The sequence below is a fragment of the Nocardia asiatica NBRC 100129 genome (assembly GCF_000308415.1).
GTDB lineage: Bacteria > Actinomycetota > Actinomycetes > Mycobacteriales > Mycobacteriaceae > Nocardia > Nocardia asiatica.
On the sequence record NZ_BAFS01000210.1, the window covers coordinates 43,464 to 53,004 of the forward strand.

Annotated in this window: 12 protein-coding genes and 1 pseudogene; 7 read left to right on the forward strand and 6 right to left on the reverse strand. The window is 70.3% G+C overall.

Annotated features, from left to right (window positions below):
• The first annotated feature begins 96 nt into the window (after positions 1-96).
• Both ON27_RS20815 and ON27_RS20820 read left to right on the forward strand, forming a co-directional pair.
• Entirely contained in the window at positions 97-588 is a 492-nt protein-coding gene (locus tag ON27_RS20815) for a luciferase domain-containing protein (RefSeq protein WP_043730200.1), read from the forward strand.
• Positions 589-617: 29 nt separating this feature from the next.
• Positions 618-1,007 (forward strand): lipocalin-like domain-containing protein, encoded by a 390-nt coding sequence (locus ON27_RS20820; RefSeq protein WP_043730203.1) that lies wholly within the window; start codon positions 618-620, stop codon positions 1,005-1,007.
• Between the two features lie 9 nt (positions 1,008-1,016).
• Here the strand turns inward: ON27_RS20820 and ON27_RS20825 are convergent, their stop codons facing one another.
• Complete coding sequence (locus tag ON27_RS20825; RefSeq protein WP_051046827.1) at positions 1,017-1,487, reverse strand: acetyl-CoA carboxylase biotin carboxyl carrier protein; 471 nt, start codon at positions 1,485-1,487, stop codon at positions 1,017-1,019.
• Positions 1,488-1,502: 15 nt separating this feature from the next.
• The gene (locus ON27_RS20830; protein WP_043730207.1) at positions 1,503-2,285 is read right to left on the reverse strand and encodes an SDR family NAD(P)-dependent oxidoreductase; all 783 of its coding nucleotides are present in this window, start codon (positions 2,283-2,285) and stop codon (positions 1,503-1,505) included.
• Positions 2,286-2,457: 172 nt separating this feature from the next.
• Between ON27_RS20830 and ON27_RS20835 the strand changes: the two genes are divergently transcribed.
• The 3 genes and pseudogenes from ON27_RS20835 (at position 2,458) to ON27_RS20840 (ending at position 4,642) form a co-directional block, all read left to right on the forward strand.
• Positions 2,458-2,877: a nuclear transport factor 2 family protein gene (locus tag ON27_RS20835; RefSeq protein WP_043730210.1), complete on the forward strand. Its 420-nt coding sequence runs from the start codon at positions 2,458-2,460 to the stop codon at positions 2,875-2,877.
• Positions 2,878-2,976: 99 nt separating this feature from the next.
• Positions 2,977-3,117 (forward strand): hypothetical protein, encoded by a 141-nt coding sequence (locus ON27_RS42995; protein WP_157227264.1) that lies wholly within the window; start codon positions 2,977-2,979, stop codon positions 3,115-3,117.
• Positions 3,114-4,642: pseudogene (locus ON27_RS20840) on the forward strand (sensor histidine kinase). The gene ON27_RS42995 and the pseudogene ON27_RS20840 overlap by 4 nt, the downstream one beginning before the upstream one ends.
• 99 nt (positions 4,643-4,741) lie before the next feature.
• Here the strand turns inward: ON27_RS20840 and ON27_RS42430 are convergent.
• On the reverse strand, positions 4,742-5,083 hold the full coding sequence (locus tag ON27_RS42430; protein WP_245560029.1) for a hypothetical protein: 342 nt from the start codon (positions 5,081-5,083) through the stop codon (positions 4,742-4,744).
• Positions 5,084-5,098: 15 nt separating this feature from the next.
• On the opposite strand from ON27_RS42430, the gene ON27_RS42435 reads away from it, so the two are divergent.
• On the forward strand, positions 5,099-5,677 hold the full coding sequence (locus ON27_RS42435; protein WP_063711351.1) for a TetR/AcrR family transcriptional regulator: 579 nt from the start codon (positions 5,099-5,101) through the stop codon (positions 5,675-5,677).
• Between the two features lie 49 nt (positions 5,678-5,726).
• Here ON27_RS42435 and ON27_RS20855 read toward each other — a convergent pair whose 3' ends face one another.
• Positions 5,727-6,527, reverse strand: a complete 801-nt coding sequence (locus ON27_RS20855; RefSeq protein ID WP_043730212.1) for a PIG-L deacetylase family protein — start codon at positions 6,525-6,527, stop codon at positions 5,727-5,729.
• 22 nt (positions 6,528-6,549) lie between these two features.
• Positions 6,550-6,945, reverse strand: a complete 396-nt coding sequence (locus ON27_RS20860) for a hypothetical protein (protein WP_245560030.1) — start codon at positions 6,943-6,945, stop codon at positions 6,550-6,552.
• 617 nt (positions 6,946-7,562) lie between these two features.
• Between ON27_RS20860 and ON27_RS20865 the strand changes: the two genes are divergently transcribed.
• Positions 7,563-8,150: a hypothetical protein gene (locus tag ON27_RS20865; protein WP_043730215.1), complete on the forward strand. Its 588-nt coding sequence runs from the start codon at positions 7,563-7,565 to the stop codon at positions 8,148-8,150.
• A 15-nt stretch (positions 8,151-8,165) separates the two neighbouring features.
• Here ON27_RS20865 and ON27_RS20870 read toward each other — a convergent pair whose 3' ends face one another.
• On the reverse strand, positions 8,166-9,491 hold the full coding sequence (locus ON27_RS20870; RefSeq protein ID WP_043730217.1) for a cryptochrome/photolyase family protein: 1,326 nt from the start codon (positions 9,489-9,491) through the stop codon (positions 8,166-8,168).
• Positions 9,492-9,541: the final 50 nt, after the last annotated feature.

Genomic DNA, 9,541 nt, shown 5'->3' on the forward strand with positions numbered 1-9,541 from the left:
CCCGGTGAGTCACTTTCCACTTGGTTACTACTATACTTTGGGAAGTAATGTGTTTCCCAGAGTCGCGAGCACGCGAAATCCGAAGGGAGCACAGTCATGACGACAACACTGGACGGACGCCTGAACCTGCCGCGCCGCTCCGGCGACCGGCCCCGCACCCGTGAGCGCACCCCGCACCAGCAGCTCAGCCAGATCTCGCCACCCGACCTGCAAGAGCAGCTGTGGTCGCGGATGACCGCGCTCGCCGACGTCCTGCCCGGCCGCAGCGGCGTATCCGTGCCGGACACCCGGGCCCTGCACCTGCGGCCCGCGATGGCCCATGGGCCGCGCGAGGCGTACCTCGTGGGCAGCGAATTCGCCCACCTGCACGGGCACGGCGACGGCAGCCTGCACATGTGCCTGCCGAAAGAAGTCGCGGCACAGGCGCTCCGGCAGGGGTGGGCGGAACAGCATCCGATGGCCAGGCAGGGATACCTGCCCGGGACGCTGGTGATGGTCTACGGACCGCGCGATCAGGAGGAGCTGGAGGTCGTGTGGCAGCTGGTCCGGATCAGTCACCGCTTCGCCCATCGATCGGCTACAGCGTGACTAGAGCGGCAGCCGTCATCGTCGGTGCCATGAACGCGACCGATCTTGTGGGCACCTGGGAACTGGTGTCCTACTACGACATCGATGAGCAGGACGTCACCAGCGAGGGCCCGCTCGGCGACGCGCCGCGCGGCCTGCTGATCTACGGCGCGCACGGCTACATGTCGGTGAGCATGATGCGCACGGACGGGGCCGGGGGAGCCACCCCGTTCATGGGCTACGCGGGCACCTGGCGGCGATCCGGTGCGAAGGTGGTGCACGCGATCAGCGTCTGCTCCAACCCGGCGTGGGCGCGCACCGAGCAGGTGCGGCAGATGTCGCTGAACGGAGATGTGCTGACACTGGTCGGCGCCGCACAGGTGGGCGGGCGGACGCAACGCCGGGTGCTCACCTGGCGTCGCAGCCACCCGCTCGCCTGAATCGGACCGTTATTCCGGCGTATACGAGAACAACGGCTCGTCGAATTGAACCGGTTCGTTGTCTTCCTTGAGTATCCCGGTGATCACACCGCCGGCTTGGGCGGTCACCGGGATCATCAACTTCATCGCCTCGACGATGGCGATCTGCTGCCCGGCACTCACCCGGTCGCCGACGGCCACGAAAGGGTCCGCGCCGGGCTCGGGGCACCGATAGAACACGCCGACGCTGGGGGCGCGCACGACCGCCCCGAGCGCCTGCGGCTCCGCGGCGGCTTCCCCGGGCGCGGCGGCGACCGCCACGGGCGGGGCGGTCGCCTGCCACTCGGCCTCGACGGTCACCTCCCCCACCTGGAAGCGCAGCGCGCTCGGCTGCTGCGGGAAACCCGCGAGCAACTGCAACGCGCCGGTCTGGATCGCCTCGAGCACCCGGAGGTAGTCCTCGTGCCCGGTGACGGGGGCGTTCTCCTCCACTGCGGTCATTGCCCTCACCCCTCGTCAGTAATTGCCCAGTCCGCCACAGACGTTCAGCGCCTGTGCGGTGACGGCGCCCGCCCCGGGGCCGATCAGATAGTCGACCATCGCCGCCACCTCGTAGGGTTCCACGTAGCGGCCGATGGGAACCCGCGCACTGACCCTGGCGTGCACTTCATCGGTGTCCACGCCCCACAGACCGGAATACACCTCGCGTACGCGCTCGGCCATCGGCGTCTCCACGAATCCCGGGCACACCGCGTTCACGGTGATCCCGGTCTTGGCCAGTTCGAGGCCGAGGGCTTTGGTGAAGCCGACCACGCCGTGCTTGGACGCGGAGTACGGAGCGCCGTGCACCACGCCCTGTTTGCCGCCGGTCGAGGCGATGTTGACGATCCGGCCGCTGCCGCGTTCCAGCATGCCGCCCGCGGTCAGCACCGCCTTCGTCATCAGGAACACGCTGTTGAGGTTGGTGTTGATCACGTCGAACCACAGTTCGTCGGGCACCTGCGCGGTGACGCCTCCGCCGCTGCGGCCCGCGTTGTTGACCAGGATGTCGACCGGACCGTAGCGCCGCACACCCGCGTCCACGTACTCGCGAATTTGCGCGGCGTCGGTGACGTCGCACACGGTGCCGTCCACTTCGTGACCGTCGTCCTGCATGCTCTTCACCGTGTCGGTCACCCGCTGCTGGTCGCGAGCGCAGAGGAACACCGCGATGCCCTGCGCCGCCAGGCTTTTGGTGATCTCCAGGCCCATTCCACTGGTCGCTCCGGTGACCAGCGCGACGCGCCGATTCTTCGCCATGACTCCTCCATCGGTCGTTCTTCCGAATACCCCGGGCTTTTCGACCACCAGGGTCGACCCGCGTCCTATAGATCCGGTCAACCGCCGGTCGCGGACCGTGGCTCGACCGAGGCTTTAGCAGCGTCGGCCACTGTGGCGTGCAGCCGAGCCCGCAGCGTCCAGAGGAGCCACCATGACCACCGTCACCAGCCGCACCGAGTTGTACGCCGAGGTCCAGCAGTTCTACGCCGAGCAGATGCAGCGGTTGGACAACCGCGACATCCCCGGCTACGCCGCGACCTTCGCCGAGGACGCGGAATTCGAGCACACCCCGGGCATTCCGCCTGCCCGGACCAGGGCGGGCATCATCGCGGACCTGGTGGAGTTCCACAAGCGCTTCGAGACCGACCCGATGCAGCGCAGGCACTGGTTCAACATGATCAATCTGCAGCCGCAGGACGACGGGACCATCGTGTCCACCGCCTACTGCCTGGTGGTCAAGATCCGCCCGGGCAGCAAGCCGGAGATCGCGCCGAGCTGTGTCGTGCACGACGTGCTCATCCGCTCCGACGGCGCGTTGCTGACCCGGTCGCGGCGAGTCGCCCACGACTGATCGCGGCCCGAAGGACATCTTCCCGGACGGCGACCCGTCCACAGGAAACACCCAGCTCGCTCGCAGATTGCTCGGTGCTTGCGGCGCGATCATGGGCTCATGACCAGTCGCGAACCCGAAGCTCGCGTCCGGCTCGTGGACGACGAACGGCGCGAGGTCGACACCACCCGACCGAAGCTGCCGCGCGCACTGCGCGGGGTGGGCTGCGTGCTGCGCGAACCCCAGCCGAGCCGGACGTGAGCGCGCGGGCGAAAATCGCGCGGCGGATATCAGCGGTCCCGCTGCGGGTGGGGCTGGTGGTCGTGCTGCTGCTGCTGACGGCCGCGGCGCTGTTCGCCTCGGGGGCGGCGGTGACCTCGGCGCTGAGCCGATCGCTGACCCAGCGCACCGACGAGCAGCTCTACGACGCGGCACGGTCCTGGGCGCAGCCGCGTCCGATGCGCCAGGTGATCGCCGGCGACGGTCACGTGCAGTGGATTCCGGCCGAACTGCCCACCGCGCCCGTGCCGCCGAGAACGGCCGGGGAGCAGCCGCGCCGGTTCTTCGAATTGCGCACAGGCGCCGACGGGCAGGTGTATCCGGACCCACCGGGCGGCAACAGCGCCGGGACTCCCGCCCTCGGCGGCACGACCCCGGGCACACCGGAGACGGTGCCGTCCTCGGACGGTTCTTCGGTGGACTGGCGGGTGCTGACCACCACGAACCAGTACGGTTCCACCACCATCGGCCTGCCTCTGAACGACAACCAGGAGACGGTCTCCCGGTTGATCTTCTTCGAACTCGGCACTGGGGCGGTGGCCTTGCTGGCTCTGGGCGCCGTCGGCTATCTGGTGATCCGGCGCAGCCTGCGGCCGCTGCGCGAGGTGGAGCGGACCGCGGCGGCGATCGCGGGTGGTGACCTGCACCGGCGGGTGCCGGTGCGCGGGGTCGACACCGAGGTCGACCATCTGGCGCGTTCGTTGAACGAGATGCTCGCGCAGATCCAGCACGGCGTGGCCGCCACCGAGGCGTCGGAGGAAGCGGCCCGGCGCTCGGAAGCGCGGATGCGACGCTTCGTCGCCGACGCGAGCCACGAGTTGCGCACGCCGCTGACCACGATTCGCGGTTTCGCCGAGCTGTACCGGCAGGGCGCCAGCACGGACGCGGGGATGGTGGTCGGCCGGATCGAGGCCGAGGCCGAGCGGATGGGTCTGCTCGTCGAGGATCTGCTGCTGCTGGCGCGGCTGGACGAGAAACGTCCGCTGGAGCGCAAACCCGTCGACCTGCTCGCGCTGGCGGGCGACGCCGTGCACAATGCCCGGGCCGTCGCCGCCCGGCAGAAGCCATCCCCGCCGCGCCGGATCGTCCGATCACGCTGGAGATCGGCGAGGGCGAGGGAACCATGGACGTCATCGGCGACGAGGCCCGTCTGCGCCAGGTACTGGCCAACCTGCTCGGCAACGCCCTCACCCACACCCCGCGCGAAGCGGCGGTCACGGTGCGGCTGACCGCCGCGCCCGACCGCGTCCGCCTCGACGTCGTCGACGCCGGTCCCGGACTGTCACCCGATGCCACCGCCCGCGTGTTCGAACGGTTCTACCGCGCGGACGCCTCGCGCACCCGCGCCAGCGGTGGCGCCGGGCTCGGCCTGTCCATCGTCCAAGCGCTGGTCACGGCCCACGGCGGACGGGTGTCGGTGCAGAGCGAACCGGGCCGGGGCAGCACGTTCACGGTGGTGCTGCCCCGTGAGCCCGCGGCCGCGCCGAACCCGGCCCGGCCGTTGTGATCCGATGCCCGCGCGCGAGCCTTGTCCGCGTCCGGCGGCGAACTGGTCGAGCCAGGCCGGATCGAAGGCCCGCCCATCAGTCCGTCCTCGCCGACACACTCACCGTGGCGCGGCCGCGAGCTGGGACTCGTGAACGGCACGCCGAGCCCCGACCGCGAGCAGCCCGACCGCGATCCAGGCCAGCGCCCAGGGTGCGGGCTCGAGGATGACGCCGGCGAGCGCCGACCAGATGCCCAGCGTCCACGCCACGAACGGCGGCGGCACGATGCCGCGCCGATCCAGCCACAGGACGAGCACGCCGACCAGCACCAACGGCACACCGAAGCTACCGGTGGTCAGCCAGAACGACGCCATTGCCGGACTCATCTCGCTGATCCCCTCCCCGGGACTCCACAGCTGCGTGGTGAACCAGGAGCCCGCGTGGTCGGGGGCGACCAGCACCCAGCTACCGAGCGTGTGCCCGAGTCCCAGGAAGACCAGGAGGTCGATCTCGCCATCGTCCGCGCCACGCGAGAAGTCCTGGCCGAGCGCGGATACGCCGGACTCACGGTGGACGCCGTGGCCGCGACAGCCGGAATCGGCAAAGCCGCGATCTATCGGCGCTACGCCAGCAAGCAGGAGATGATTTTCGCCGCCACGGTGCACGACATGCGGGAGCAGCCGCCCCCCGACGCCGGTAGCCTCCGCGCGGACTTGGCCGCCCTCACCCGCACCATCGCAGCCCAACTCGGCCGCGCGCCGGCCGACGTGCTGGCCGGGCTGCTCGCCGACATCTACGCCGATCCCGCGCTGAGCACCCGCTTCGCCGAAACCTTCCTCGAACGGGAGCGACAGGCCGTGATCGAAGTGCTCGCCCGCGCGGTCGCCCGCGGCGAATTGGCCGTGGCACCCGACCCGGCCACGGTGCATGCCCTGCTGCTCGGCCCGATCTTCGCCTGGCTGCTGATCCTGGACGGCGACCGCGCCGAAATCCCCCGACTCACTCGCACGGTCGCCGAAACGGCCGCCACCGCACTGCTGTCCCCGCCGGACTGACCGCGCGCCGGCCAGTTCTCCCGCCCGCACGACGGGCGACCGCGATGTTTCAGCGCGGCGCCGGATCGAAGATGTCCGTGAGCGGTGCGTCGATGCCCGGAACCGCGCCTTCTTCGGCGAACCATTCCCAGCGCAGGACCCGGCCGAGAACGGGAACGGGCAGGCGGAGCAGCACACCGGCGATGGTGGCGAAACGGCCCGAGCCCTCGATGACCGAGCGGTGGGCGGTCAGAGCGGCTCTGCGTCGCGCGGCGTGTGCGCCGACATCGATGCGGTGGGTGATCTCCGAGCGCGGGCTGTAGAGCGCGGCGAGGGCCGCCGGGTCGTAGCGGAACGGGATCGGCAACCGCCCGAGCACACGGGCCAGGCGTGCGTAGCCCTCGCGCGGCAGGGTGGCGTCGAGCACGCGGGAGACACCGGCGAGTTCGGCCGCACGCTGGCCCACCTCGTGCACGCGGACGTGGTCGCGGTGCCCGTACCCGCCGTTGCGGTCGTAGCTGAGCAGGATCTCGGCGTTCTCCTCGCGCAGGATCGCGGCCAACCGCTCGGCCGCCTGCTCGGCATCCGCACGAACGAACCGCGTCCGGTCCGGCGGGTCCGCGTACAGCACGGCGCCGTGTCCGCTGTCGGCGTAGCCGAGATGCGCTACCCGGTGCACGCCCAGTGTGGCGGCACTGGCCGCCAATTCGCGCAGTCGCGGCGCTTCCCGCCCGGCCAGATCGGCCATGTGACCGTCCGTGGCCACCACGATCACGGTTCGGTGCCCGGCGGCCGACAGCTCGGCCAGCGTCCCTCCGGTCAGAAGCGTCTCGTCGTCGGGGTGCGCGTGGAATGCCACAACGGTCGCCATCGCCCCAGTGTGCCGCAGAGTCTCAGCGCAGGTCCCTGGCCAGGCGCGTCGCGCCGACGAGCAGGTAGCCACCGGTCAACGCAACCAGTGCGAGGGCGGTCGGCCGCGGGACGTCACCGCGTAGCAGGCGCACTCCGCCGTGCGTCGTGTCGAGGATGTCCACCAGCAACGCCAGGCGCTGCCAGCGGGGCAGTTCTTCGGCGGGCGCGGTGAGGTATCCGAGACCGAGCGCGATCGCCCGCGCACCGAAAATGCGGGTCATGTAGTCGAGTTCGGGCGTCGGGCGCACGCCGAGCGCCTTGGCCGACGTCGCCGGGGCCACCAGGGCGGCCGACCCCAGCGCGACCCGGCCGAGCGCCAGACCGCGCAACGCGCAGGCCAGTGCGGAGCGGGACCGCCGCATGCTGTTCGTCACCATGTCCCGAGCCTCGTCGACGAACGCCGTCAGGTCGATTACCTGCGAGGTAATCGACCTGACGGCGGGCGCTGGGCAGGGGGACCGAGGCGATCCGATACTCCGCTGCGAAACCGCTGGCAAGGCGCAGCACCCGGGTCTGTCCGACGCACAAGATCGCACCCGGTCGGTGTACGACTGATCGACCGAGCGAGGGCTCCGGTGACTCCCAGCGGCCCTGGTCCGCTCGCCCGGGAACCACCGTGCGCTCAGAGAATGAGCAGGATGAGCGCTTTCTGCAGGGTGTCCACGATGCGGCCGATGGTGATGGCGATTTCTACGGTGCCCATGACAGGCCCCTTTCCTCGGGCATGGTGAATCCTCGACCTCTCAATTCAAGCGCGCGCAAACGCGATTCGGAAGCTCACGCCGGAAAAGCCGGATTCGTCCGGCCATTCGCGCCGTACGACCCGCGTACGAAGTCGCATGATCCGGGTGCTGGAATCGCGGCGGAACGCTGTCGAGAAGGGTTGATCCACGACGCCCGTCTCTTCGAATCATCTGTGTCGCGACACCAGTCGTGGCCGTGGATGCGGAACACCGCACCGCGCCGACTTTTCCATCCACCGTCAGGAGCGCCTGTGTCGTCGCACCCGTCGACCCGAAGAGACCGGTACGACTGTTTCGGGGACACGGCGAGCGCGGTCGGGCGAGCCACGGCGATACTCGCCGGCCTCCAGCAAGTCCCCGCCGACCACGCGGCGGTCGCGGCGGAGATCGCGATGCTCGCCGATCGCGGTGCGGACACGCCGGATACGGCCACGGCCGACCGCCGCCTCGGCCGGGCTCTGCACAGCGTCCTGACCCGCCTCCGGACGAGCGCCGAGCACGCGAACCGGCACCGCGTGACATCGCTCGCGGACGAACTCGCCGAGGTCGTCGGCATCATCGAGGAATGCGGTCGGCACACCGCCCGACAGTTCGCCGCACCCTTCGATCCCACCTGGGCCGCGTGGTATCGCGCCGAGATCCTCCGGCTGGCCGACGACGCCGACGACGCTTTCCGCCGCCTGTTCGCGCGATGGTACTTCGACACCGACGACCTCTCGGCGATGGCCGGGATGCGAGAGCTCACCGAGGAATTGGAGGAGGTGGTGCGAGCCTTCGAGGAGGTCGCCGAAGCCGTGCCCGCGATCTTCGCCGACCAGCCGAGCGAGCTGCCCCGATGACTTCGCCTCGCCGCGTCACATTCCGACGAAATCGATGATCGGCCCCGGATAGTCGGCCGGATCGACACCGGCGCGCCATGGTCGATGGATGCTCGCGCCGGGCAGGTGCGCGAGTTCGGGAACCCAGCGCCGCACGTACGCGCCGTCCGGGTCGTAGCGTTCGGCTTGGCGCAGCGGGTTCAGCACCCGGTTCGGCCTGGTGTCGGTACCGGTACCGGCCACCCACTGCCAGTTGAGCTGGTTGTTCGCCAAATCGCCGTCCACCAGCCAGCGCAGGAAATGCTCCGCGCCGACCCGCCAGTCGACGCGCAGCGACTTTGTCAGGAAGCTGCCGGTGATCAGCCGCGCCCGGTTGTGCATCCAGCCCTCCGCGCGCAGCTGCCGCATTCCGGCGTCCACGATCGGATGGCCGGTGCGCCCCTCCCGCCAAGCGTCGACGGCCTGCTGGTCCTCGCGCCAGCGGATCGCACGCTCGCGATAGTCCGACCAGGCCGCGGACGGTCGGGCGGCAAGCAGTTGGTGATGGAAATCGCGCCAGGCCAGTTGCCGGGCGAACGCATGCCCGCCCTCGGTGCACATGTCCACCCGATGCACCAGCTCCACTGGGGACACACACCCGAAATGCAGATAGGGCGACAGCCGCGAGGTGGCGTCGGCGGCGAGATCGTCGTTGTCACGCGCGTATTGCTCGATCGGCCCGGACAGCCAGTCCCGCAGGATCTTCCTTCCCGTGGTCTCACCGCCGACGGCCAGGCGGGGGGAGGTCGGGCCCGCGCACAGTTCCGCCGCGTCCGGCAGCGGCAAGCTCGACACCCGGGGCACCGTGAGATCACGCGGCTTGCCGAGCGGCTTGCGTTGTGGCGCCTCCGACCAGCGCCGGAAATACGGGCTGAAGACGGCGAAGTGGTCGCGCCCGGTGGCGGGCAGCAGCGACTCCGGGTCGGCGGCGGTGATGGTGGCGGGATGCGTGTGCAGCAGACAGTCGCGGCGCGCCAGACGCTCCCGCAGGGCGCGTTCCCGGCGGCGGCTGTAGCCGCTGACATCGGCGGCCACGTGCACGCTATCGGCGTGCACCTGCGCGACCACCCGGTCGACCTCCGCGGCCACGTCGCCACGGCGCAGGACCAGACCGCCGCCGACGGCCCGCAATTCGTCGTCCAGCTCGGCGAGCGCCGCGCACAGGAACCGGGCGCGGTTCGGCGCGGCGAAGCGGCCGGAGAGAATGGCGTCGTCGAGGACGAACAGCGGTACCACCGCCGCACCCTCCCGGTGTGCGGCGGTGAGCGCCGGATTGTCCCGCACCCGCAGGTCGCGGGTGAACAGAGCGACGGTGACGGTCATCGGACGCGCTTCCCCCGCGCGCCACCGTCGCTCACCATCGAACCTCTTCG

What these genes read in the sequence shown, in the direction of transcription:
- ON27_RS20815 (WP_043730200.1), top strand. Translation starts at nt 97, where the DNA reads ATGACGACAACACTGGACGGACGCCTGAACCTGCCGCGCCGCTCCGGC.
- ON27_RS20820 (WP_043730203.1), top strand. Translation starts at nt 618, where the DNA reads ATGAACGCGACCGATCTTGTGGGCACCTGGGAACTGGTGTCCTACTAC.
- ON27_RS20825 (WP_051046827.1), bottom strand. Translation starts at nt 1,487, where the DNA reads ATGACCGCAGTGGAGGAGAACGCCCCCGTCACCGGGCACGAGGACTAC.
- ON27_RS20830 (WP_043730207.1), bottom strand. Translation starts at nt 2,285, where the DNA reads ATGGCGAAGAATCGGCGCGTCGCGCTGGTCACCGGAGCGACCAGTGGA.
- ON27_RS20835 (WP_043730210.1), top strand. Translation starts at nt 2,458, where the DNA reads ATGACCACCGTCACCAGCCGCACCGAGTTGTACGCCGAGGTCCAGCAG.
- ON27_RS42995 (WP_157227264.1), top strand. Translation starts at nt 2,977, where the DNA reads ATGACCAGTCGCGAACCCGAAGCTCGCGTCCGGCTCGTGGACGACGAA.
- ON27_RS20855 (WP_043730212.1), bottom strand. Translation starts at nt 6,527, where the DNA reads ATGGCGACCGTTGTGGCATTCCACGCGCACCCCGACGACGAGACGCTT.
- ON27_RS20860 (WP_245560030.1), bottom strand. Translation starts at nt 6,945, where the DNA reads ATGGTGACGAACAGCATGCGGCGGTCCCGCTCCGCACTGGCCTGCGCG.
- ON27_RS20870 (WP_043730217.1), bottom strand. Translation starts at nt 9,491, where the DNA reads ATGACCGTCACCGTCGCTCTGTTCACCCGCGACCTGCGGGTGCGGGAC.